The organism is Pseudomonas sp. TH49 (assembly GCF_016650625.1).
In the GTDB taxonomy this organism is placed as follows: Bacteria; Pseudomonadota; Gammaproteobacteria; order Pseudomonadales; family Pseudomonadaceae; genus Aquipseudomonas; species Aquipseudomonas fluorescens_H.
In genome coordinates this window covers 1892250-1916971 of the sequence record NZ_JAEKFL010000001.1, presented here as the reverse complement: position 1 = coordinate 1916971, position 24722 = coordinate 1892250, and the positions used below count along the sequence as shown (strand labels likewise).

General features: G+C 60.1%; 21 protein-coding genes. 4 read left to right on the top strand and 17 right to left on the bottom strand.

Annotated features, from left to right (window positions below; genetic code table 11):
* Positions 1-129 precede the first annotated feature (129 nt).
* From JFU48_RS08660 to JFU48_RS08630, 7 genes are all read right to left on the bottom strand, one after another.
* Positions 130-1020, bottom strand: a complete 891-nt coding sequence (locus tag JFU48_RS08660) for an ABC transporter permease subunit (RefSeq protein ID WP_064589709.1) — start codon at positions 1018-1020, stop codon at positions 130-132.
* On the bottom strand, positions 1017-1898 hold the full coding sequence (locus JFU48_RS08655; RefSeq protein ID WP_177434709.1) for an ABC transporter permease subunit: 882 nt from the start codon (positions 1896-1898) through the stop codon (positions 1017-1019). The genes JFU48_RS08660 and JFU48_RS08655 overlap by 4 nt, the downstream gene beginning before the upstream one ends.
* 35 nt (positions 1899-1933) lie before the next feature.
* Entirely contained in the window at positions 1934-3076 is a 1143-nt protein-coding gene (locus JFU48_RS08650; RefSeq protein ID WP_003229245.1) for an ABC transporter ATP-binding protein, read from the bottom strand.
* Positions 3077-3143: 67 nt separating this feature from the next.
* A complete protein-coding gene (locus JFU48_RS08645; RefSeq protein WP_103520968.1) occupies positions 3144-4241 on the bottom strand; it encodes a polyamine ABC transporter substrate-binding protein in 1098 nt (365 codons plus the stop codon).
* A gap of 187 nt (positions 4242-4428) precedes the next feature.
* The gene (locus JFU48_RS08640) at positions 4429-5538 is read right to left on the bottom strand and encodes a polyamine ABC transporter substrate-binding protein (protein ID WP_003229249.1); all 1110 of its coding nucleotides are present in this window, start codon (positions 5536-5538) and stop codon (positions 4429-4431) included.
* Positions 5539-5709: 171 nt separating this feature from the next.
* On the bottom strand, positions 5710-7074 hold the full coding sequence (locus JFU48_RS08635) for an aspartate aminotransferase family protein (protein ID WP_103485652.1): 1365 nt from the start codon (positions 7072-7074) through the stop codon (positions 5710-5712).
* A 56-nt stretch (positions 7075-7130) separates the two neighbouring features.
* Positions 7131-8489 (bottom strand): glutamine synthetase family protein, encoded by a 1359-nt coding sequence (locus JFU48_RS08630; protein ID WP_003229252.1) that lies wholly within the window; start codon positions 8487-8489, stop codon positions 7131-7133.
* 730 nt (positions 8490-9219) lie between these two features.
* Between JFU48_RS08630 and JFU48_RS08625 the strand changes: the two genes are divergently transcribed.
* Both JFU48_RS08625 and JFU48_RS08620 read left to right on the top strand, forming a co-directional pair.
* On the top strand, positions 9220-10596 hold the full coding sequence (locus JFU48_RS08625; protein ID WP_003229254.1) for a glutamine synthetase family protein: 1377 nt from the start codon (positions 9220-9222) through the stop codon (positions 10594-10596).
* Between the two features lie 249 nt (positions 10597-10845).
* Positions 10846-11478: a TetR/AcrR family transcriptional regulator gene (locus JFU48_RS08620; RefSeq protein ID WP_045122665.1), complete on the top strand. Its 633-nt coding sequence runs from the start codon at positions 10846-10848 to the stop codon at positions 11476-11478.
* A 166-nt stretch (positions 11479-11644) separates the two neighbouring features.
* Here the strand turns inward: JFU48_RS08620 and JFU48_RS08615 are convergent, their stop codons facing one another.
* From JFU48_RS08615 to JFU48_RS08580, 8 genes are all read right to left on the bottom strand, one after another.
* Positions 11645-11860, bottom strand: coding sequence for a TOBE domain-containing protein (locus tag JFU48_RS08615; protein WP_003229256.1), 216 nt, complete (start codon positions 11858-11860; stop codon positions 11645-11647).
* Between the two features lie 33 nt (positions 11861-11893).
* A complete protein-coding gene (gene ssuB, locus JFU48_RS08610; RefSeq protein WP_103486210.1) occupies positions 11894-12700 on the bottom strand; it encodes an aliphatic sulfonates ABC transporter ATP-binding protein in 807 nt (268 codons plus the stop codon).
* Positions 12697-13479, bottom strand: coding sequence for an aliphatic sulfonate ABC transporter permease SsuC (gene ssuC / locus JFU48_RS08605; protein WP_201136299.1), 783 nt, complete (start codon positions 13477-13479; stop codon positions 12697-12699). Before ssuC ends, ssuB begins: the two co-directional genes overlap by 4 nt.
* Positions 13480-13487: 8 nt before the next feature.
* Entirely contained in the window at positions 13488-14636 is a 1149-nt protein-coding gene (gene ssuD, locus JFU48_RS08600) for an FMNH2-dependent alkanesulfonate monooxygenase (protein WP_003229262.1), read from the bottom strand.
* A gap of 25 nt (positions 14637-14661) precedes the next feature.
* The gene (locus tag JFU48_RS08595; RefSeq protein ID WP_201136298.1) at positions 14662-15642 is read right to left on the bottom strand and encodes a sulfonate ABC transporter substrate-binding protein; all 981 of its coding nucleotides are present in this window, start codon (positions 15640-15642) and stop codon (positions 14662-14664) included.
* A gap of 88 nt (positions 15643-15730) precedes the next feature.
* Positions 15731-16324 carry an NADPH-dependent FMN reductase gene (gene ssuE / locus JFU48_RS08590; protein ID WP_003229266.1) on the bottom strand — a complete coding sequence of 198 codons (594 nt, stop codon included), beginning with the start codon at positions 16322-16324 and terminating at the stop codon, positions 15731-15733.
* Between the two features lie 317 nt (positions 16325-16641).
* Positions 16642-17280, bottom strand: a complete 639-nt coding sequence (locus tag JFU48_RS08585; RefSeq protein WP_003229268.1) for a peroxiredoxin — start codon at positions 17278-17280, stop codon at positions 16642-16644.
* A gap of 294 nt (positions 17281-17574) precedes the next feature.
* A complete protein-coding gene (locus JFU48_RS08580) occupies positions 17575-18918 on the bottom strand; it encodes an OprD family porin (RefSeq protein ID WP_003229270.1) in 1344 nt (447 codons plus the stop codon).
* Between the two features lie 366 nt (positions 18919-19284).
* Here JFU48_RS08580 and tauA point away from each other — a divergent pair, with 366 nt between their 5' ends.
* On the top strand, positions 19285-20277 hold the full coding sequence (gene tauA, locus JFU48_RS08575; protein ID WP_003229271.1) for a taurine ABC transporter substrate-binding protein: 993 nt from the start codon (positions 19285-19287) through the stop codon (positions 20275-20277).
* 122 nt (positions 20278-20399) lie between these two features.
* Here tauA and argA read toward each other — a convergent pair whose 3' ends face one another.
* Together argA and argE are read right to left on the bottom strand one after the other, a co-directional pair.
* Positions 20400-21698: an amino-acid N-acetyltransferase gene (gene argA / locus JFU48_RS08570; protein WP_003229273.1), complete on the bottom strand. Its 1299-nt coding sequence runs from the start codon at positions 21696-21698 to the stop codon at positions 20400-20402.
* A gap of 266 nt (positions 21699-21964) precedes the next feature.
* Positions 21965-23119, bottom strand: a complete 1155-nt coding sequence (gene argE / locus JFU48_RS08565; RefSeq protein ID WP_201136297.1) for an acetylornithine deacetylase — start codon at positions 23117-23119, stop codon at positions 21965-21967.
* Between the two features lie 156 nt (positions 23120-23275).
* Here argE and JFU48_RS08560 point away from each other — a divergent pair, with 156 nt between their 5' ends.
* The gene (locus JFU48_RS08560; protein ID WP_003229277.1) at positions 23276-24646 is read left to right on the top strand and encodes a CYTH domain-containing protein; all 1371 of its coding nucleotides are present in this window, start codon (positions 23276-23278) and stop codon (positions 24644-24646) included.
* Positions 24647-24722: the final 76 nt, after the last annotated feature.

Below are 24722 nucleotides of genomic sequence, written 5' to 3'. Positions count from 1 at the left end.
AGCGGGCTTGCTCGCGAATGCGGTGGATCAGACAACATTTCTGTCGACTGACACGCCCTCTTCGCGAGCAAGCCCGCTCCCACATTTGGATTTGGGTTGGCCCTCAGAAAGTGACCAACCCGATATGGCTTAAGCCGCTTCCGGCGCAGGCGCGCGGCGTACGTCCGGTTGCTTCCACGAATCGGCGGCGCCTTCTTCGATGGCTTGCTGGATGGCTTTCTTGCGCGCTTCTTCGGCGCGGCGGCTGAAGAACCACACCAGGAACGTCACCAGCGACACCGCCAGCAGAATCAGACTGGCCACGGCGTTGATCTCAGGCTTCACGCCCAGACGCACCGCCGAGAACACTTCCATCGGCAGCGTCGTCGAACCCGGGCCGGAAACGAAGCTCGCCAGCACCAGGTCGTCCAGCGACAGGGCGAACGACATCATCCCGCCCGCTGCCAGCGACGGCGCGATCATCGGGATGGTGATCAGGAAGAACACCTTCCACGGCCGCGCACCCAGATCCATCGCCGCCTCTTCGATCGACAGGTCCAGCTCACGCAGACGCGCCGACACCACCACCGCCACATACGCCGCACAGAACGTCGTGTGGGCGATCCAGATGGTGACGATGCCACGCTCCTGCGGCCAGCCGATCATCTGCGCCATGGCCACGAACAGCAGCAACAGCGACAGACCGGTGATCACTTCCGGCATCACCAGCGGCGCGGTGACCAGGCCACCGAACAGCGTGCGGCCCTTGAAGTGGGTGATGCGGGTCAGTACGAAGGCTGCCAGCGTACCCAGCGCCACTGCCGCCACGGCGGTGTAGCAGGCGATTTCCAGCGAGCGCACCACCGAGCCCATCAGCTGGGTGTTGTCGAGCAGGCCGACGTACCACTTGATCGACCAACCGCCCCACACCGTCACCAGTTTCGAGGCGTTGAACGAGTAGATCACCAGGATCAGCATCGGCGCGTAGATGAACAACAGACCCAGTACCAGCATCAGGCTGGAGAAACGGAAGTTCTTCATTCTTTGCCCTCCATTTCCTTGGCCTGACTGCGGTTGAACAGGATGATCGGCACAATCAGGATCGCCAGCATCACCACCGCCAGGGCGGACGCCACCGGCCAGTCACGGTTGTTGAAGAACTCTTGCCAGAGCACTTTACCGATCATCAGGGTTTCCGGGCCGCCGAGCAGTTCCGGGATCACGAACTCACCGACCACCGGGATAAACACCAGCATGCAGCCGGCAATGATCCCGTTCTTGGACAGCGGAATGGTGATTTTCCAGAAGCTGTTGAAGGTGCTCGAACCGAGGTCGGAAGCGGCTTCCAGCAGGCTGTGATCGTGCTTCACCAGGTTGGCGTACAGCGGCAGGATCATGAACGGCAGGTACGAGTAAACGACGCCGATGTAAACCGCCAGGTTGGTGTTGAGGATCTGCAGCGGCTCATCGATCCAGCCCATGCTCATCAGGAAACCGTTGAGCAGGCCGTTGTTGCTGAGGATGCCCATCCACGCGTAGACGCGGATCAGGATCGCGGTCCAGGTCGGCATCATGATCAGCAGCACCAGCACCGTCTGCAGCTCTTTACGGGCACTGGCGATGGCGTAGGCCATCGGGTAGCCGATCAGCAGACACAGCAGCGTGCTGAAAAACGCCATCTTCAGCGAGCCGAGGTAGGCGGCGATGTACAACTCGTCGTCGCCGAGCATCGCGTAGTTACCGAGGTTCAGCAGCAGTTGCAGCTTCTGCTCGGCGAAGGTGTAGATCTCGGTGTACGGCGGGATGGCCACGTCGGCTTCAGCGAAGCTGATCTTCAGGACGATGAAGAACGGCAGCATGAAGAACAGGAACAGCCAGATGAACGGAACCCCGATGACCAGTTGCCGGCCATTGGGAATTATTCGGTTGAGCCGTCGTTTGAACTTGCGCATGTTCATGAGCGAAGTACCACGCCGCTGTCGTCTTCCCACCACACGTAAACCTGATCGCCCCAGGTCGGACGCTGACCGCGACGTTCAGCGTTGGCAACGAACGACTGCACCAGTTTGCCGCTCGGCAATTCGACGTAGAACACCGAGTGACCGCCGAGGTAGGCGATGTCATGCACTTTGCCGCTCGACCAGTTGTATTCGCAGGTCGGCATTTCGGCGGTAACCAGCAGCTTCTCCGGACGAATCGCGTAGGTCACGGACTTGTCTTGCACCGAGGTGCTGATGCCGTGGCCGACGTAGATCTGCCGGTCGAGGTCCTTGCAGGTGATGGTCGCGTGGCCTTCGGCGTCGTCGATCACTTCGCCTTCGAAGATGTTCACGTTGCCGATGAATTCGCAGACCAGACGGCTGGTCGGGGTTTCGTAGATGTCGATCGGGCTGCCGATCTGGGCGATCCAGCCCAGGTGCATGATCGCGATGCGCTCGGCCATGGTCATGGCCTCTTCCTGGTCGTGGGTCACCATCACGCAGGTCACGCCGACGCGCTCGATGATTTCCACCAGTTCAAGCTGCATCTGCGAACGCAGTTTCTTGTCCAGTGCACCCATCGGCTCGTCGAGCAGCAACAGCTTCGGCCGCTTGGCCAGCGAGCGTGCCAGTGCCACACGCTGCCGCTGACCGCCCGACAGTTGATGCGGCTTGCGCTTGGCGTACTGGCTCATCTGCACCAGCTTGAGCATCTCGGCCACGCGCGCATCGATCTCGGCGTTGGGAATCTTGTCCTGCTTGAGGCCGAAGGCGATGTTCTGCGCCACGGTCATGTGCGGGAACAAGGCGTACGACTGGAACATCATGTTGATCGGTCGCTCGTACGGCGGCATGTCGGTGATGTCGACGCCGTCGAGGAAAATGCGCCCCTCCGTGGGCCGTTCGAACCCTGCCAGCATCCGCAGCAGAGTGGATTTGCCCGATCCCGAACCGCCGAGCAGGGCGAAGATCTCACCCTTCTTGATTTCCAGGGACACATCGTCCACGGCAATCGTCTCGTCGAACTTCTTCGTGACCCGGTCGATTTTGACCAACACCTGCTTAGGTGTCTGGTCGCCCTCGAGGGCTTTCTTATAGGCGCCGGAGGCAACTGCCATTTACGAAACTCCCAGAAAAAAACAGTGCAGTTCGCCCAACGCGGACGAACCCAGGATAGTTTGTGCCTTACTTGCCCGACTTGACCTTGGTCCAGCTACGGGTCATCAAACGCTGAATATTGGGTGGCAACTCGACCGACACGTAAGTCTTGTCGAGGACTGCTTGCGGTGGATAAACCGCTTCATCGGTGCGGATGGACTGTTCCATCAGCTTGTCCGACCCTGGGTTCGGGTTGGCGTAACCGACGTAATCACTGACCTGAGCGATCACCTCAGGTTTCAGCAAATAGTTGATGAAGGCGTGGGCCTCTTTGACGTTGGACGAGTCCTTCGGAATCGCCAGCATGTCGAACCACAGCGCGCCGCCTTCTTTCGGAATCGAGTAGGCGATGTTCACGCCCTTCTTGGCTTCTTCGGCACGGTGTTTGGCCTGGAAGATATCGCCGGAGAAGCCGATGGCCACACAGATGTCGCCGTTGGCCAGATCACCAATGTATTTCGACGAGTGGAAGTAGGTCACGTAGGGACGCACGGCCAGCAGTTTGTCGGTGGCCTTGGCGTAGTCCTTCGGATTGGTGCTGTTGGCGTTCAGGCCCATGTAGTTGAGCACGGTCGGCATCATTTCATCGGCCGAGTCGAGGAACGCTACACCACAGCTGTGCAGCTTCTTGATGTTCTCCGGCTCGAACAGCACGCTCCAGGAGTCGATCTTGTCGATGCCGAGCACCGCTTTGACTTTCTCGACGTTGTAGCCGATACCATTGGTGCCCCACAGGTACGGCACGGCGTACTGGTTGCCCGGGTCGTTCTGTTCCAGGCGCTTGAGCAGCACCGGATCGAGGTTCGAGTAGTTCGGCAGCTGTGTTTTGTCGAGCTTCTGGAACGCGCCCGCCTTGATCTGCTTGCCGAGGAAGTGGTTCGACGGCACGACCACGTCGTAACCGGTACGCCCGGCCAGCAGCTTGCCTTCCAGGGTTTCGTTGGAATCGAACACGTCGTACACCGGCTTGATCCCGGTGGCTTTCTCGAAGTCGGCCAGGGTGGTCTCGCCGATGTAATCCGACCAGTTATAAATATGCACCGTACCGGCAGCCTGGGCTCCGACTGCGATCGTCAGGCCGGCAGTGGCCAGCAGGGCTTTGCGCAAAGAAGAAAAAATAGGCAAGTGGAGGTCCTCTAAATTAGTTGGGCCCAAGTTGCCCCGCGCTACATGACAGCCATGGCTGCCCGGCAACAAAACCGGCGCGCAACTTACCCTCGAAAAACCGTTCCAGCAAAACTTTCTGTCATTTAATTGATCCGCTGGTCGCCGTCACGGCGACGACGGCCAGCGGTTGTTGCCTCAAACCGGCTTATTTACCGGATTTGATCTTGGTCCAGCTGCGGGTCAGTTCACGCTGGGTAGCGGCCGGCAAGTCGGCGATCGCATACAGCTTGGCCTGCACATCGGCCGGTGGGTAGATGCCTGGATCGGAGGTGATGTCCTTGTTCACGTACTGAGTCGCTTCGGCGTTACCGTTAGGGAAGCGCACAGCGTTAGTGATCTCGGCCATCACTTTCGGTTGCAGCAGGTAGTTCATGAACTTGTAGGCACCGTCGATGTTTTCCGCATCTTTCGGAATCGCGACCATGTCATAGAAACTGCCGGCGCCTTCCTTCGGAATGGCGTAGCTGACTTTGACCTTGTCACCGGCCTCGGCGGCACGGGACTTGGCCTGCTGCACGTCACCCGAGTAGCCGACCGCTACGCAGATGTTGCCGTTGGCCAGGTCCGAGATGTACTTGGAGGAGTGGAAGTAGGTGATCGAAGGACGAATCTTGAGGAACAGGTCCTCGGCTTTCTTGATGTCTTCTTTCTTCTGGCTGTCGGTTGGCAGGCCCAAGTAGTGCAGCGCGACCGGGAGCATTTCGGTCGGCGAATCGAGGAAGCTCACGCCGCAGCCCTTGAGCTTGGCGATGTTCTCCGGCTTGAGCAGCACGTCCCAGGAATCGATGGTGTCGACGCCCAGTGCAGCCTTGACCTTCTCCGGGTTGTAGCCGATGCCGATCGAGCCCCACATGTACGGGAAGGCGTGCTTGTTATCCGGGTCGCTGACCGAAACGGCCTTGAGCAGCGACTTGTTCAGGTTGCCGTAGTTGGACAGCTTGGACTTGTCCAGCTCCTGATAGACGCCGGCCTTGATCTGCTTGGCCAGGAAGTTGTTCGACGGTACGACCACGTCGTAACCGGACTTGCCCGCCAGCAATTTGGCTTCCAGGGTTTCGTTGCTGTCGAATACGTCGTAGACGACCTTGATCCCGGACTCTTTCTCGAAGTTGGCGATGGTGTCAGGAGCGATGTAGTCGGACCAGTTGTAGACGTGCAACACCTTGTCGTCCGCGTGAACCGCACCCGCCATCATGCCCGCAACGGACAAAGCGAGAAGAGTCTTGCCAGCAAGCTTTTTACCTAATGCCTTCATGCGTCATGCTCCAAATTTTTCTTTTTTGAACCACTTTGTTCAGCGGCCGAACCCGGACAACTGGAACTGCGGCTAGTCTGGCAAGATCGGAGGCGGTCTTTCAAGAAAAGGCCAACCTTTCTGACACCTTCGAGCGAGAGCGCCGCAGCTCCCCCGCTCGAAGCCTAGCACTTAGGCCTGCAACGCACTGAGGGTCAGGTCCAGGCACTTGCGCGCCTTGGTCACCAGCTCATCGATCTCCGCCTTGCTGATCACCAGCGGCGGCGCAATGATCATGGTGTCGCCCACGGCGCGCATGATCAGGCCGTTATCGAAGCAGAACTGCCGGCAGATCATGCCCACGCCCTTGCCTTCGTAACGTTTGCGAGTGGCCTTGTCCTGCACCAGCTCGATCGCCCCCAGCAGCCCCACCCCGCGTACTTCACCCACCAGCGGGTGATCGTTGAGTTCGCGCAGACGTTTCTGCAAATACGGTGCCGTTTCGTTATGCGCGTTCTCGATAATTTTCTCGTCGCGCAGAATCCGGATGTTTTCCAGCCCCACCGCCGCCGCCACCGGGTGCCCGGAGTAGGTGAAGCCGTGGTTGAAGTCGCCGCCTTCGTTGAGCACCTTCACCACTTCGTCACGCACGATCAGGCCACCCATCGGGATGTAGCCGGACGTCAGGCCTTTGGCGATGGTCATCATGTCGGGTTTCAGGTCATAGAAATCCGAACCGAACCACTGACCGGTACGGCCGAAACCGCAGATCACCTCGTCGGCGACGAAGAGGATGTCGTACTTGGCGAGGATTTCCTTGATGCGCGGCCAGTAGGTGTCTGGCGGAATGATCACGCCACCGGCGCCCTGGATCGGCTCGGCAATAAAGGCACCGACGTTGTCCACGCCGACTTCGAGAATTTTCTCTTCCAGTTGATTGGCCGCCCAGATGCCGAACTCTTCCGGCGACATGTCGCCGCCCTCGGCGAACCAGTACGGCTGCGCAATGTGGACGATACCCGGGATCGGCAAATCGCCCTGCTCGTGCATATACGTCATGCCACCGAGGCTCGCACCCGCCACGGTCGAACCGTGGTAACCGTTCTTGCGGCTGATGATGACTTTCTTGTTCGGCTGGCCCTTGATCGCCCAGTAGTGGCGAACCATGCGCAGCATGGTGTCGTTGCCTTCGGAGCCGGAACCGGTGAAGAACACGTGGTTCATGCCTTCCGGCGCCACGTCGGCGATGGCCTTGGCCAGTTCCAGGGCTGGCGGGTGCGCGGTCTGGAAGAACAGGTTGTAGTAAGGCAGTTCGCGCATTTGTTTAGCGGCCGCGTCGGCCAGTTCATCGCGGCCATAACCGATCGCCACGCACCACAGACCCGCCATGCCATCGAGGATCTTGTTGCCCTCGCTGTCCCACAGGTACACGCCCTTGGCGTTGGTGATGATCCGTGGACCCTTCTCTTTCAGCTGCTTGAAATCGCTGAACGGGGCCAGGTGGTGATCGCTGCTCAGGGCTTGCCACTCACGGGTTTGCGGGTTGTTGCTGGTCATGCCAATTCTCCTTGTTATCGGTGAAGGCGCGGCGGCTGGCCACCGCGCCCGGCGTATCAGACGGCGAAGAGCAGGTACTCACGCTCCCAGGAACTGATCACGCGCTTGAAGTTTTCATGCTCGGCCCGCTTGACCGCGACGTAGCCGGTGATGAAGGTCTTGCCCAGGTATTTCTCGATGGTCGCGCTGTTTTCCATACGCTCCAGCGCGTCCTCGATGGTCAGCGGCAGGCGCAGGTTGCGGCGTTCATAGCCACGGCCTACGACTGGCGCGCTCGGGTTCAGCCCCTCGACCATGCCGATGTAGCCGCAGAGCAGGCTCGCGGCAATCGCCAGGTACGGGTTGGCGTCGGCGCCCGGCAGACGGTTTTCCACACGACGGTTCTGTGGGCCGGCATCCGGGACGCGCAGGCCCACGGTGCGGTTCTCTTCGCCCCATTCGACGTTCACCGGCGCCGAGGTGTCCGGCAGGAAGCGGCGGAACGAGTTGACGTTCGGTGCGAACAGCGGCAGCAATTCCGGGATCAGTTTCTGCAAGCCACCGATGTGGTGCAGGAACAGCTGGCTCATGGTCCCGTCTTCATTGGAGAACACGTTTTTGCCGGTCTCGATGTCGATGATGCTCTGGTGCAAGTGCATCGCACTGCCCGGCTCGCCGGTCATCGGCTTGGCCATGAAGGTCGCGGCCACGTCGTGTTTGAGCGCGGCTTCGCGCATGGTGCGTTTGAACACCAGGATCTGGTCGGCCAGCGACAGTGCGTCGCCGTGACGGAAGTTGATTTCCATCTGCGCCGTGCCGTCTTCGTGGATCAGCGTATCGAGGTCCAGCTCCTGCAGTTCGCACCAGTCGTAGACGTCTTCGAACAGCGGATCGAATTCGTTCGCCGCTTCGATGGAGAACGACTGACGGCCGATTTCCGGACGCCCGGAGCGGCCGATCGGCGGCTGCAACGGATAGTCAGGGTCATCACTGCGCTTGGTCAGGTAGAACTCCATCTCCGGCGCCACGATCGGCTGCCAGCCCTTGTCGGAATAGAGCTTCAGGACTTTCTTGAGGACGTTGCGCGGCGACAGCTCGATCGGGTTGCCTTGCTTGTCGTAGGTGTCGTGGATCACCTGAGCGGTCGGCTCGATGGCCCATGGCACCAGGTACACGGCGTTCTGGTCAGGACGGCAGATCATGTCGATGTCGGCCGGGTCGAGCAGTTCGTAATAGATGTCGTCTTCGACGTAGTCGCCAGTCACGGTCTGCAACAGAACGCTTTCTGGCAGGCGCATGCCCTTCTCGGCGATGAACTTGTTGGTCGGCGAGATCTTGCCCCGGGTGATACCGGTCAAGTCGCCGATCATGCATTCGACTTCTGTGATCTTGTGGTCTTTCAACCAATCGGTGAGCTGGTCGAGGTTGTTACTCATAAATGCCTCTGGGCTGAGTCTCCTGACATCGTGTCAGGCAAAGTTTGACGCCGTGGCGTCGCGTTAAAGGGGGCTTGCTTGCGCGCAGTACCGGCTTACGCCCGGCACCGCGCATCGACAATGAAAGAGGAGCTTACCTGCCCTTTACGCTGGCGTTGCATTTCCTGTGCACATTCAAGGCGTGCAGAATCGTGAGCACGGCTCGGGGAGCGGCACAGGCTTTGGGACTCAAAGAGATCTATATTGAAAGGAAACGCCATAAACAGGATGCTGTCCCGTGCGTCCAGAATATCGGACGTTGCCGTTTGGTCTGATGCGCACGAGAACCTCGTCGACCCGCCGCGAGCCATGCTGGCTGCATTACGGACGGATTTGTCGCCACTGATGTGATGAGCATGCAGACCGGACTGTTGCGAGCAGTCGGTGATGCCGATTAACGGCAGGCGAGACATGAAGCACCCCGGTATTATTGCTGTTATGGGTTTGGTCGGAGCTTAGCCTTGTTCATTTTTTTACACAACACCCCCGTAAAAAATACAACACGGCCTGCTCAAGCCTGCGGGTGCCACGTGTTTCAAGGACAAAAAACCGCCCCAAAGTGCCCCATAAATGCCCTTGCAGCGCTTTTTTAGGGCAAAAAAGGCCTCGCTTGACTTCGGCAGGCCGTTCGGGTTGACTGAAACCAGAAAAGATCAATGATTGATATTTTTAACAACAAAGGTGTTGCATCATGTCGGTACCCCCGCGTGCCGTTCAGCTTAACGAAGCGAACGCGTTCCTTAAGGAACATCCTGAGGTTCTGTACGTTGACCTTCTGATTGCGGATATGAATGGTGTGGTGCGCGGCAAGCGCATCGAACGCACCAGCCTCCACAAGGTTTACGAGAAAGGCATCAACCTGCCGGCCTCTCTATTTGCTCTGGATATCAATGGTTCTACGGTGGAAAGCACCGGCCTGGGTCTGGACATCGGCGACGCCGACCGGATCTGCTATCCAATCCCCGATACCCTGTGCAACGAGCCATGGCAGAAGCGTCCTACCGCGCAACTGTTGATGACCATGCACGAACTCGAGGGTGACCCTTTCTTCGCCGATCCACGCGAAGTGCTCCGTCAAGTTGTTGCAAAGTTTGACGAGCTGGGCTTGACCATCTGCGCCGCGTTCGAACTGGAGTTCTACCTGATCGACCAGGAAAACGTGAACGGCCGTCCACAGCCGCCACGCTCGCCGATCTCCGGCAAACGCCCGCACTCAACTCAGGTCTACCTGATCGACGACCTCGACGAATACGTCGACTGCCTCCAGGACATTCTGGAAGGTGCCAAAGAGCAAGGCATCCCGGCCGACGCCATCGTCAAGGAAAGTGCCCCGGCGCAGTTCGAAGTGAACCTGCACCACGTCGCCGACCCGATCAAGGCGTGCGACTACGCGGTCCTGCTCAAGCGTCTGATCAAGAACATCGCCTACGACCATGAAATGGACACCACCTTCATGGCCAAGCCGTATCCGGGCCAGGCGGGTAATGGTCTGCACGTCCATATCTCGGTGCTCGACAAAGATGGCAAGAACATCTTTGCAAGCGAGGATCCCGAGCAGAACGCCGCGCTGCGTCACGCGATCGGCGGTGTGCTCGAGACCCTGCCGGCGCAGATGGCTTTCCTCTGCCCGAACGTCAACTCGTACCGTCGCTTCGGCGCGCAGTTCTATGTGCCGAACTCGCCGTGCTGGGGCCTGGACAACCGCACCGTGGCGATCCGCGTACCGACCGGCTCTGCCGATGCCGTGCGTATCGAACACCGCGTGGCCGGCGCCGACGCCAACCCGTACCTGCTGATGGCTTCGGTCCTGGCCGGTGTGCATCACGGTCTGGTGAACAAGATCGAGCCAGGCGCTCCGGTCGAAGGCAACAGCTACGAGCAGAACGAACAAAGCCTGCCGAACAACTTGCGCGATGCCCTGCGCGAGCTGGACGACAGCGAGGTGATGGCCAAGTACATCGATCCGAAGTACATCGATATCTTCGTCGCCTGCAAGGAAAGCGAGCTGGAGGAGTTCGAACACTCCATCTCCGACCTTGAGTACAACTGGTATCTGCATACCGTTTAAGCGGATTGCGACCAGATAAAACGCCGTCGGCCGTCTTGGCCCACGGCGTTTTTTTATGGCCGAATTCTGATCTGAATGGCCGCCTGCGGCGGTTCGGGAGCAAGCCCCCTCCCACAGGGGATCTACAGCGAATGGGGATCTTTTGTACGCAGAAGATCAACTGTGGGAGGGGGCTTGCTCCCGAAGGCGTCCTGGCAGACAACACACGGCTCGGCTCGTACAATGCCCGCTGCCCCGCAGGAGACTTCCATGACGCGTCCCGCCACCGTTCGCAAACCCCGTGCCCGCAGCCAGGCGCGGATCGACTCGATACTCGACGCCGCGCGTACGCTGCTGGCCGCCGAGGGCGTGGCCAGTCTGTCGATCTACAGCGTCGCCGAACGCGCGCAGATTCCGCCGTCCTCCGTGTATCACTTCTTCGCCAGCGTCCCGGCGCTGCTGGAAGCCTTGACTGCCGATGTGCACGCAGCCTTCCGCGCCTGCCTGCAAGCGCCGATCGACCACGAGGCGCTGCGCGACTGGCGTGACCTGTCGCGACTGGTCGAGCAGCGCATGCTGGAGATCTACGACGAAGACGCCGCCGCCCGCCAGTTGATCCTCGCCCAGCACGGCCTCACCGAAGTGACCCAGGCCGACCGCCAGCACGACATCGAACTCGGCGACCTGATGCACAAACTGTTCGACCATCACTTCGAATTGCCGCGCCTGCCAAGCGATGTCGACGTGTTTGCCCTGGCGATGGAACTGGGCGACCGCGTGTATGCGCGCTCGGTGCAGCAACACGGGCAGATCACCCCGCGCATGGCCGAGGAAGGGATGCGGGTGTTTGATGCCTATATCGGCCTGTATCTGCCGCCGTATCTACCCAAGAGAGTTCTCTAGCGAGTTCACCGGCCCCTTCGCGAGCAAGCCCGCTCCCACAGGGGAACGCATTCCAAATGTAGGAGTGAGCCTGCTCGCGATGGCAGCGCCGCCGATTCAAATCCGTGCACAAAAAGAAAAACCCCGAAGGGCTCACGCCTTTCGGGGTTGTTTTTTACTCACACGCTTACAACTTGGCGATCGACACCTCGGTGGATTTCACGAAGGCAATCACCTCACTGCCCACCACCAGTTCCAGCTCCTTGACCGAGCGGGTGGTGATCACCGAAGTGACGATGCCGGAAGCGGTCTGCACGTCGATTTCCGACAGCACGTCGCCGAGAACGATCTCCTTGATCGAGCCTTTGAACTGGTTGCGCACGTTGATGGCTTTGATAGTCATGGCTTTGATTCCTGTCGTTGGTTGTAACTTGAGTTATTGCGCCCAACGCAATTGCGTAGGCAGTGGTGAAACAGGTTCCGGCTCCGGCGGCTCGCCGGGCAGGGACAGAACACGGTTGAGCACTTCGGTTTCCAGCGCCGCCAGTCGGTGCGATCCGCGCACTCGCGGACGAGGCAACTCCACTTGCAGGTCGAGGCCGACTTCGCCGTCCTCGATCAGAATCACCCGGTCGGCAATCGCCACCGCTTCGCTGACGTCGTGGGTCACCAACAGCACGGTGAACCCATGCTTCTGCCAGAGGCGTTCGATCAGTTGCTGCATCTCGATCCGGGTCAGGGCATCCAGCGCACCCAGCGGCTCGTCGAGCAGCAACAGGCGCGGTTGGTGGATCAGCGCCCGGGCCAGCGCCACGCGCTGCTTCTGCCCACCGGACAAGGCTGCCGGCCATTCATGGGCGCGATCCGCCAGACCCACCGCTTCCAGCGCTTCCAGTGCTTGCGGGCGCCAGTTGCCTTTAAGGCCGAGACCGACGTTGTCGATGATCTTTTTCCACGGCAGCAACCGTGCTTCCTGGAACATCAGCCGGGTGTCTTCCCGCGCATCGCTGAGCGCTGCGGCACCGGCCAGCAGGTCGCCGCCAGTCGGTTGATCGAGGCCGGCGAGCAAGCGCAGGAAGGTGCTCTTGCCGCACCCGCTGCGCCCGACCACGGCGACGAATTGCCCCGCCGGAATGTGCAGGTCGATGTCGCGCAGCACCTGCCGCGCACCGAAGGTTTTCTGCAGGTTGCGCACCACCAGTGGGATCCCGCGCAGCAGGCGTGGAGGTTGTTGAGCGGTCATGCTGCACCTCCCTTGGCCACCTGATACGCCGGATGCCGGCGCAGCCACACACGCTCAAGTCCACGGGCGGCGAGGTCAGCGAGCTTGCCGAGTACCGCGTAAAGCAGGATCGCCAGCACCACCACATCGGTCTGCAAAAACTCGCGGGCGTTCATCGCCAGATAGCCGATGCCGGAGCTGGCCGAGATGGTTTCGGCGACGATCAGCGTCAACCACATGAAACCCAGGGCGAAGCGCACCCCGACCAGAATCGAAGGCAGCGCGCCCGGCAGAATCACCTGCCAGAACAGGCTGAAACCGCTCAAGCCATAACTGCGCGCCATCTCCACCAGCGCCGGATCGACGTTGCGGATGCCGTGATAAGTGTTGAGGTAAATCGGGAACAGCGTGCCCAACGCGACCAGGAAAATCTTCGCCGACTCGTCGATGCCGAACCACAGGATCACCAGTGGAATCAGCGCCAGGTGCGGCACGTTGCGGATCATCTGTACCGAGCTGTCGAGCAGGCGTTCGCCCCACTTCGACAGGCCGGTGATGAAACCCAGCACCAGGCCGATGCTGCCACCGATGGTGAAGCCCAGCGCCGCGCGCCAGCCGCTGATTGCCAGATGCGTCCAGATCTCGCCGCTGCGCACCAGACTGACACCGGCCTCGATCACTGCCACCGGTGCCGGCAGGATCCGCGTCGACAACCAACCGGCCGACACCGACAACTGCCACACCGCCAGCAGGAGCACCGGCAACGCCCAGGGCGCGAGGCTGTGGATAATTTTCTTCATGGCGCGCCTCAGCTCTGCGACGCGGCTTTGGGAAGAATGTCGTTGGCCACCATCTCGCCGAACGGGCTGACGTAACCGGCGCTTTTCGGCAGCTCCGGGCGCTCGATGTCGAGGTGCGGGAACAGCAGTTCAGCGACGCGGTACGACTCTTCGAGGTGTGGATAACCGGAGAAGATGAAGGTGTCGATACCGAGATCCGCGTATTCCTTGACGCGGGCGGCCACAGTCGGACCATCGCCGACCAGCGCAGTACCGGCGCCGCCACGCACCAGACCGACGCCGGCCCACAGATTCGGGCTGACTTCGAGGTTGTCGCGGCTACCGCCATGCAGCGCGGCCATGCGTTGCTGACCGACCGAATCGAAACGCGCCAGCGATGCCTGCGCACGTTTGATGGTGTCGTCGTCCAGATGCGAGATCAGCCGGTCTGCCGCTTGCCAGGCTTCGGCGTTGGTTTCCCGCACGATCACATGCAAACGAATGCCGAAGCGCACGGTACGCCCGAGTTTGGCGGCTTTGGCGCGCACCTGCTCGATCTTTTCGGCGACGGCCGCTGGCGGCTCGCCCCAGGTCAGCACCATCTCGACCTGTTCGGCGGCCAGATCCTGCGCCGCTTCCGACGAGCCGCCGAAGTACAGCGGCGGACGCGGTTGCTGGATCGGCGGATAGAGCAGTTTGGCGCCCTTCACGCTGATGTGTTCGCCGTCGTAATCGACGGTTTCGCCTTCCAGCACCCGACGCCAGATGCGGGTGAATTCCACCGAGGCTTGATAGCGCTCTTCGTGGTTGAGGAACAGACCATCACCGGCCAACTCTTCCGGGTCACCACCGGTCACCAGGTTGAACAGCGCACGACCGCCAGACAGACGATCCAGGGTCGCAGCCTGCCGCGCCGCCACCGTCGGGGAAATGATCCCGGGGCGCAGGGCGACAAGGAATTTCAGACGCTGGGTCACCGGGATCAGCGACGCGGCCACCAGCCACGAGTCCTCGCAGGAACGGCCGGTGGGGATCAGTACGCCGCCAAAGCCCAGACGATCCGCCGCTTGCGCGACCTGTTGCAGATAACCGTGGTCAACGGCGCGTGCGCCTTCGGCGGTGCCAAGGTAATGGCCGTCGCCGTGGGTAGGCAGGAACCAGAAGATGTTGAGGCTCATGGAGTGGTCTCCTTGGGGATTCGATTTACTGGGCTTGGGTAACCGAGCTTTGGGCCACAGCGGCCGGTGGTGTCCAGATCACATCCTTGATGCTCAACGGCTTGGGAATCAGCTTGAGCTGGTAGAAGGTGTCGGCAATTTTCTGTTGCGCGGCGACCACATCCGGGGTCAGGAACAACGCACCGTAGCCCTGGCGTTTCACCGAGGTCAGGGTGATCTCCGGCGACAGGCCGAGCAGCGGCGCGACCTGTTGAGTCACGTCCTGCGGGTTGGCCCTGGACCACTCGCCCACCGCGCGCACTTCCTCGACGAGGGTCTTGATCACCTCGGGATTTTTCTGCGCGTAAGGTTTGGTCGCGAGATAGAACTGGTGGTTGTCAACGATGCCTTTGCCGTCACGCAGGGTGTGCGCCTGCAGCTGGTTTTCGGCAGCGGCCTGGTACGGATCCCAGATCACCCAGGCATCGACGCTGCCACGCTCGAACGCGGCGCGGGCATCGGCCGGCGGCAGGAATACGGTTTGAATATCAGAGTATTTGAGACCGGCGTCTTCCAGTGCGCGCACCAGCAGGTAGTGCACGTTGGAGCCTTTGTTCAGGGCGACTTTCTTGCCCTTCAGATCGGCCACCGATTTGATCGGCGAGTCTTTCGGCACAAGGATCGCTTCGCTGGTCGGTGCTGGCGGTTCGTAGGCAATGTAGAGCAGATCGGCGCCGGCAGCCTGGGCGAATACCGGTGGCGTCTCACCGGTGACGCCGAAGTCGATCGAGCCGACGTTCAGGCCTTCCAGCAGCTGCGGGCCGCCGGGGAATTCAGTCCATTGCACGTCCACGCCTTGGGCGGCCAGACGCTTTTCCAGAGTGCCTTTGGCTTTGAGCAGCACCAGCGTGCCGTATTTTTGATAACCGATCCGCAAGGTCTCGGCTTGAGCTTGAGTTATGGCGCCGAAGGACACAGCCGCAGCAAACAGAGCGACCAGACCGCGACGCAAAAATACAGTGCGCATAGCGCTCTCCTTTTTGCTGTTGGGTTGTGGCTGCACCTGCTTGCCCGTTGGCGGGCGAGTAAGGCCAGTACTTCAATTTCGGTGAGGCTTAAATGCTCCAGCGAGCACTCAACAAACGTTCATTCAACAGGCCCGGCTCCAGCGGCTTCGGCCGGCGAGCCATGGCACTGACAAACTGATCCAGCGCTTCATGCAGACGCTGCTCCAGCGCGGGTGCCAGTTGCGCCGCGGCACTGCCTTCGCCGTAAGCGATCTGGCTGTCCTCGGCAAAAATTCCTTGCAGCATTTCCTGCGCTTTCAATGCCGACAGAACCGGTTTGAGCGCGTAATCGACCACCAGCATGTGGGCGATGCTGCCGCCGGTGGCCATCGGCAAAACGATCTTGTGGTTCAGGGCACGTTCCGGCAGCAGATCCAGTACGGTTTTCAGCGCACCGGAAAACGACGCCTTGTACACCGGCGTGGCGATCAGCAGGCCATCGGCGTTTTCAATCTGCGCCAGCAGGTCGAGTACTTTCGGGCTATCGAAGCGGGCATGGAGCAGATCTTCGGCCGGGAAGTCCCGCACCTGATAACTCACCACTTCGACCCCTTGCTGCCGCAACCAGTGTTGCGAGCGTTCCAGCAGCACCCCGGAACGGGAGCGCAGGCTGGGACTGCCACCGAGTGAGACGACCAGCATTCAGACGATTCCTTACGCGTTACAGGCGATTCGCGGGTTGCGATCTCGCTTCGATGGGAGTGACCTTACCAGCTGATTTATATATCCATAAATCATATTTATTCATTTGGTTATGCGTTTTAGAGATATGTTATTTGCTTTGTTCCGGGCAAAAAAACAGGCCGTGAACACGGCCTGAAATTCCCTGCTTTGTGGTTCCGTGGTGGCTGGACTAACGCCATCGCGAGCAGGCTCACTCCTACAGGGGAACGCATTTCAAATGTAGGAGTGAGCCTGCTCGCGATGACGATGGTGGCTACACCGTAAATCTCACTGATTCACTTATTCGGCTGCGGCGTCAGACGCAGGTAGGGCTTCACTGCGCGATAGCCTTTGGGAAAACGCCGCTTGATCTCTTCCTCATCCTTGAGCGACGGCACGATCACCACCTCATCACCGTCCTGCCAGTTGGCCGGGGTCGCCACTTTGTAGTTGTCGGTGAGTTGCAGCGAATCGATCACCCGCAGGATCTCGTGGAAGTTGCGCCCGGTACTCGCCGGGTAGGTGATGGTCAGGCGAATCTTCTTGTTCGGATCGATCACGAACAGCGAACGCACGGTGAGGGTGTCGTTGGCGTTCGGATGGATCAGGTCGTAGAGGTCGGAAACCTTGCGATCGGCGTCGGCCAGGATCGGGAAGTTGACGATCGTGTTCTGGGTTTCGTTGATGTCCTCGATCCACTTGTGGTGCGAGTCCACCGGGTCAACCGACAGCGCGATGGCTTTGACCCCGCGCTTGCTGAACTCATCCTTGAGCTTGGCGGTGAAGCCCAGCTCGGTGGTGCACACCGGGGTGAAGTCGGCCGGGTGGGAGAACAGCACGCCCCAGCTATCGCCCAGCCACTCGTGGAAACGAATCTTGCCGGCGCTGGAATCCTGTTCGAAGTCGGGGGCGATGTCGCCGAGTCTGAGGCTCATGGTGCTGCTCCTGATGAGTTGTTGGAGAACTCAACTGTAGCTCGGGATTCGACATCATGAAAAAGAATAAATAAATAGATATCTAGAATCTAAAGGAATATTAAACATCGTTCACTGGACGCTCGACGGCATCGCGACGAACATCGCTCTCAAGGTTCGAGAAGGCCTTGAGTTGCTGCAAAGAGGGAATTTCGGGACGGGCTTACGGGGGTGAGCCTGACTCGAAAACGCAAAAGCACCGTCCGGCACGGTGCCGGACGGGGCTTTTTTTACATCAGCAGTTTGAACGCGCTATTACAGCAGCGGGATCGAGTAGCTGACGATCAGGCGGTTTTCGTCCTGGGAACGGGTGTTCGCCAGGTCGGTACGCCACATCGCGTTTTTCCAGGCTACGCCGAGGTTCTTCAGCGGGCCTTCCGGGATTACGTAACCGATGGTCAGGTCGCGTTCCCACTCCATCTTGTCGCCCAGCGGGGTGTCGATGTTATCGCCACGCAGGTAGATCACGTTGGCGGTCAGGCCAGGAACGCCGATCTTGGCGAAATCGTAGCCGTAGCGAGCCTGCCAGGTACGCTCACCGGCGCGACCGAACTTCTGGATCTGCATGTCGGTGATGGTGCTGTTGGACGAGCCGTCACCCTGGTTCAGCCAAGGGAAGTCGCTGTCGCCGTTGGTGTACTGGTAACCCGCACCGAAGGTGTGACCTTCAACCGAGTACAAAGCCAGGTAGCTGTACAGGTTGTTGTCGACTTTGCCCTTGGTGGTAGTGCCACCGTAGTAACCGCTGGTGTAGTAAGCGGCAGTGTCACCGTTGGCACCGTTGTCACGGCTGCGGTAGTAACGCAGGTCACTTTTCAGTACGCCCGGGCCGATTGCCCAGTTATGTACCAGACCCAGGAAGTTCTGCGAGTAGAAGTCCTTCAGCTCGCCGTAGTAGTACGAGGCGGTCAGGTCTTTGGTGATTTTGTAGTCAGCGCCGCCGTAGTAGAACTTGTTGCTGAATTTGCCAGCATCATAGTTCGAGTTTGCGTTTGCACCGGCAATCGACATGTTTTCGTTGTTGCTGGAGTTACGACCCTTCACGGCCTCAACCTGACCGGCAGTCAGTGTCAGGTCCTTGATTTCGTTCGAAGTGATCGCCGCACCCTGGAAGGTTTGTGGCAGCAGACGACCATCGTTGTACTTGATGACCGGGTTGTTCGGCAGCAAAGTACCGACCTTCAGCTCGGTTTGAGAGACTTTGACCTTGCCGGTCAGGCCCAGGCTGGCGAAATCATCTACAGCACGGTCGCCATCGCTTGGGAATACAGTACCGCCCGAAGCAGTACCGGTGTAGTTGCCATGGGTACCGCGACCGGAGTCCAGACGCACGCCATACAGGCCGATAGCATCAACACCGAACTGAACGGTGCCTTGGGTGTAACCGGAGATGAAGCGCAGATCGAAACCCTGGCCCCATTCGGAGTTCTGACTGCGGGTGTTCGACGTCTTCGATGGCGTGCCATCACGGTTGTCGGTGTCGATGTAGAAGTTGCGCAGGCCCAGAGTGGCCTTGCTGTCTTCGATGAAACCGGCGGCGCCTGCCTGCTGCGCCAAAACCCCTACGGCCACAGCCAGGGCCAAGGTGGACTTGTTCATGTAAAGCTCCTCTCGTTTCTAATTCTTGTGTTCCTGGTCCTGGTCGAATGCCCGGATCCGTAGGTTCGCGATTAGCGCCAGAGCGTGACTGACAAGTCAATCGTAACCTTGTGTGTCTACGACCAAGGTCTAATCGCAGTATTTGGGTCCCTGCACAGTACTGACTTTCCTGATAACCCCAAAAAGAATTATTTCATTCTTTTTTATACTATCTAGCTATATGGCCCAGTAATGGCCACCTGCAGCGCAACACAGGATATCGGCTACTAAGCTAATTACTAAATGGTATTTGTTCGCCCTTTTTTAGATCGCTTAGCGTTGACGTATTCAAACCACGTCAAACCCTATCCAAAAGGCGACGCCATCATGGCCAAACGGGCACTATCTAGTCAATTTGTTACAGTTTGTGTGTCAGCGATAATTTCTTTCTCCGCTCAAGCCGCCGACCTCACAGTGGGTTATCAAACCGGTATCGACCCGAGCAAAGTCCCTCAGGCCGACGGTACTTACGAAACAACCATCGGCCAGAAGATCGACTGGCGACGCTTCAATAGTGGCCCGGAAGTTGTGACAGCCATTGCATCGGGCGATGTGCAGATCGGCAATCTCGGCTCCAGCCCTTTGGCAGCGGCCGCCTCACGCAATCTGCCGATCGTCGCATTCATTGTTTCAGCACAAATCAATGCCGCCGAGGCCTTGGTGGTGCGTAATGGCAGCGGCATCAATAGCCCGCAGGATCTGGTCGGCAAGACCATCGCCACGCCCTTCGTTTCCACGTCCCACTACAGCCTGCTCGGCGCACTCAAGCACTGGGGCCTGGACACCTCGAAAGTCAAAGTGGTGAACCTGCAACCGGCGGAAATCGCTGCGGCATGGAAGCGTGGCGACATCGACGGCGCATTTGTCTGGTCACCGGCACTGGGCGAAATCCGCAAGACCGGCAAGACCCTGACCGATGCTGCACAAGTCGGCCAATGGGGCGCCCCGACGTTCGAAGTCTGGGTCGCACGCAAGGACTACGCCGAGAAGCATCCTGAGGTGGTGGCCAAATTTGCCAAGGTCACTCTAGACGCGTTTGCCGATTACGCCAGCCATAAAGACAGCTGGACCGCCGAATCCGAGCCGGTACAGAAAATCGCCAAATTGACCGGTGCCAACGCCGCCGATGTGCCGGAACTGCTCGCCGGTTCGGCGTTCCCGGACGCCAAGGCGCAGCAATCCACTGCGTTGCTGGACGGCGGCACGGCGAAGGCGATTGGTGAGACCGCGAAGTTTTTGAAGGAACAGGGCAAGGTTGAAACGGTGCTGCCGGACTATTCGCCGTATGTCAGCGCGAAGTTTGTAACTGAAAACAATTGAATAGGTGGTGAGGGGATTCATCCCCGATGGACTGCGCAGCAGTCCCTGCTTTTGGTGAAGCGGGGCCGCTGCGCGGCCCATCGGGGATGAATCCCCTCTCCACAACAGTCCTTCGGTAATCGTCAGAGGGTCTTTTCGAAGATCTTCGAGTTGCGCTGATAGTTGTACAGCGACGCCCGCGCCGCCGGCAGGCGCTCGACGCTGCTGGGTTCGAAGCCACGCTCGCGGAACCAGTGCGCCGTGCGGGTGGTGAGGACGAACAGGGTTTTCAGGCCCTGCGCCCGGGCACGGGTCTCGATGCGCTCAAGCAGCTCATCGCCGCGACCACCATGGCGATACTCCGGATTCACCGCCAGGCACGCCAGCTCACCGGCATCCGAATCGGCGATCTGATACAGCGCCGCACAGGCAATGATCATCCCTTCACGCTCGACCACGCTGAACTGCTCGATCTCGCGCTCCAGCACTTCGCGCGAACGGCGCACCAGAATCCCCTGCTCTTCCAGCGGACTGATCAGGTCGAGCAGACCGCCGACGTCTTCAATCGCCGCCTCGCGCACCAGCTCGAATTGCTCCTGAGCCACCAGCGTACCGCCACCGTCACGGGTGAACAGTTCGGTCAGCAGCGCACCGTCCTCGGCATAACTGACGATATGGCTGCGCGCCACGCCGCCACGGCAGGCTTCGGCGGCGGCATCCAGCAATTCCGCCTGATAGTTATTGCCCAGACGTTGCAAATGCGCCGGCACCTGCTGCGGACGCAGTTCGCGCACCAGTTTGCCGTTCTCGTCGATCAGACCGAGGTCGGCGCCGAACAGCAGCAGCTTGTCGGCACCGAGGTCGATGGCGGCACGGGTGGCGACGTCTTCGCAGGCCAGATTGAAAATTTCACCAGTCGGCGAATAACCCAGCGGCGATAGCAGCACGATCGAACGCTCGTCCAGCAGGCGATTGATACCTTTGCGATCGACCCGGCGCACTTCGCCGGTGTGGTGATAGTCGACGCCTTCGAGCACGCCGATCGGCCGCGCGGTCACCAGGTTGCCGCTGGCCACGCGCAGACGCGAACCCTGCATCGGCGACGAGGCCATGTCCATCGACAGCCGCGCTTCGATGGCGATGCGCAACTGGCCGACCGCGTCGATCACACATTCCAACGTCGCCGCGTCGGTGATGCGCATGCCGTGATGGTAGTGCGGAGTCAGGCCGCGGGCGGCGAGACGGGTTTCAATCTGCGGGCGCGAACCGTGGACCAGCACCAGGCGCACGCCGAGGCTGTGCAACAGCACCAGGTCGTGGACGATGTTGCCGAAGTTCGGATGCTCCACGCCGTCGCCGGGCAGCATGACGACGAAGGTGCAGTCGCGGTGGGCATTGATGTAAGGGGACGCGTGACGAAGCCAATTAACGTATTCGGGCATGAACCTGGGCCTGTAATAAATAGCAGCCGGAAAAAGGGCGAAACGGAAAACGCACAGCGGGCTGATGGTTATCGTCGGAACAGGCTTGGCGACACGCGCGCTCTCCTCATGAATACGGGTTGGGGTGCTGGCAATTTACAGCGTTTGGTCAGACAAAACACCGTCCCTGTAGGAGTGAGTCTGCTCGCGATAGCGGTGTGTCAGTCAATATCTTCGGTGACTGGTTCACCGCTATCGCGAGCAGGCTCACTCCTACAAAGGGGACATCAGGGTTTGTCCGGGCTCAGGCAGTAATGTTCAATCAACTGCCGCAATAGATGCACGGTAGGCTGCAAACGTGACATTTCAAGGTATTCGCCGGTCTGGTGCGCACAGGCAATGTCGCCGGGGCCGAGCACGATGGTTTCGCAACCCAGGCGCTGAAGATAAGGCGCTTCGGTGCCGAACGCTACTGCTTCGGCACGGTGACCGGTGAGCTTTTCGGCGATGCGCACCAATTCGGTGTCTGCGGCCTGCTCGAATGGCGGCACTTCCGGGAACAACGGCTTGTAATCGATCTTCACCTGATGCCGCTCGGCCACCGGATTGAGCTTGCGCAGGATTTCCGCACGCAGGACATTGGGGTCCATGCCCGGCAGCGGACGCAGGTCGAACTCCAGTGAACACTGGCCGCAAATACGATTCGGGTTGTCGCCGCCATGAATACAGCCGAAGTTCATGGTCGGTTGCGGCACGCTGAACTGCGGGTTGTTGAATTCACGCTGCCACAACAGACGCAAACCGCGCAGTTCGCCGATGGCATCGTGCATCGCTTCGAGGGCGCTGTGGCCCAGGCGCGGATCCGACGAATGGCCGCTCTGCCCGAGGATGTCGATGCGCTCCATCATCACACCTTTATGCAGGCGGATCGGTTTGAGCCCGGTCGGCTCGCCGATCACCGCTGCACGGCCCAGCGGCTTGCCGGCCTCGGCCAGTGCCCGGGCACCGGACATCGAGCTTTCTTCATCGCAGGTGGCGAGGATCAGCAGCGGTTGCTTGAACGGTTGATCGAGCAGCGGCTGCACGGCCTCGATGATCAGCGCGAAAAAACCCTTCATGTCGCAACTGCCCAGCCCGACCCAGCGGCCGTCGACCTCGGTGAGTTTCAGCGGATCGGTCTGCCACAGCGCATCGTCGTACGGCACCGTGTCGCTGTGCCCGGCCAATACCAGACCGCCGGGGCCGCTGCCGAAACTGGCGAGCAGGTTGAATTTACCGGGGCTGACCTGCTGGATATCGCAGCTGAAGCCCAGATCACCCAGCCAGCCGGCAAGCAAATCGATCACCGCCCGGTTGGACTGATCCAGGCTCGGTTGGGTGCAACTGACCGACGGTGCGGCGATCAGTGCAGCGAACTGGTCTTGCATGGATGGCAAAGGCATCGCTGACTCCAACTCCCGATTTGAAGTCCATCATAGAGCCATCCGGCGCTCGGAATAAACCGCCGCAGGGCGTAGGAAGTTTGAGTCCTGTACACTGCACGGCCTTGGCAGCCACACATTCCCCCGGCTGCGCTCCCGATCCTGGATTTTCCGGCCATGCAGAAAGAAACCGAAATCAAACTCCGCGTCAGCCGCGAAACCCTCGCTGCCCTGCGCGAGCACCCGCTACTGAAAAAACGCAACAAAAATGGCTGGGAACGCCGTGAGTTGATGAACCAGTACTTCGACACCCCCGAGCGCGATCTGGCTCAGGCCAAAGTCGCCCTGCGCCTGCGCAAGGACGGTGATGAAGTGATTCAGACCCTCAAGACCCGTGGTCAGAGTGTTGCCGGTCTGTCCGAGCGTAACGAGTACGACTGGAAGTTGCCCAAAGCCAAGCTCGACGTGAAGAAACTCGACGGCGAATGCTGGCCCGAGTCGCTGGCCGAGCTGGACAAGAAAACCCTGAAGCCGATCTTCACCACCGATTTCGTCCGCGAGCGCGCGGAAATCGCCTGGGGCCGCGGCAAGGCCAAAGTGGTTATTGAAGCCGCGCTGGACCTCGGTCACGTGGTGGTCGGCAAACAGAAAGAAGAAATCTGTGAGCTGGAACTGGAACTGCGCGAAGGCGAGCCTGCCGCGCTGCTGGAACTGGCCGCCGAACTGGCCGAGACCCTGGCCCTGATGCCGTGCGACATCAGCAAGGCCGAGCGCGGCTACCGTCTGTACGACGCCAACAGCTACTCGCTGAGCCTGCCGGCGCCGCAACTGACTCCGGAAACCCAACTCGACGACGCCTTCGCCGCGCTAGGCTGGCACTTGCTCGGCAGCAGCCAGCGTCTGGCCGAACAGTATCGTTTCAACGGCCACTGGCGCCTGCTGCAGGACTGGGTCGAGAACCTTGCGGAAATGCGCGCCCTGCTCAGCAGCCTCGGCCAGGCCGCACCGCGTCCGGCCACTCACGACCTGCGCGTGGCGCTGGACGCATTGCTCGAAGACTGGCGCCCGCTGGTTCAGGTCGGCATCGAAGACGAAGACGTGCGCAAAGCGGCGCCGGAACAGTTCCTTGAGGAGCTGGAAGACCCGCGTTGGGGTCTGTTCTCGCTGACTGCGTCGCGCTGGTTGCTGGCTCGCACCTGGACCGCCGAGCGCAACACCCGCGGCAACCGCCAGGGCGCCGCGCAACTGCACAGCTGGCTGCCGCGCCTGCTCGGCGAAGAAGCCACGTCCCTGCAATTGCAGCGCTATCAGCAGCAACCGGAAGATTTGGCCGAGCAACTGCCGCGCATCGAACGCATCCAGGTCTGGCTGCACCATGCGCGTAACGTGCTGGAGATCGCGGAAATGGATCGCCTGTACGGCGAGCTGAACAAACTGGCGCAACTGGCCAACGAACCGACCATCACTGACGAACTGCTCGATGCGCGCAAGCAGCAGGCGATTGCGGTTTACCAGAATCGTGCGTGGAAAATGCTGCTGCGCATGTGATGCTCAGCAACACCTGAAAACTGTGGCGAGGGAGCTTGCTCCCGCTGGAGGCCGAAGGACTCCCGATTCCTGCAAT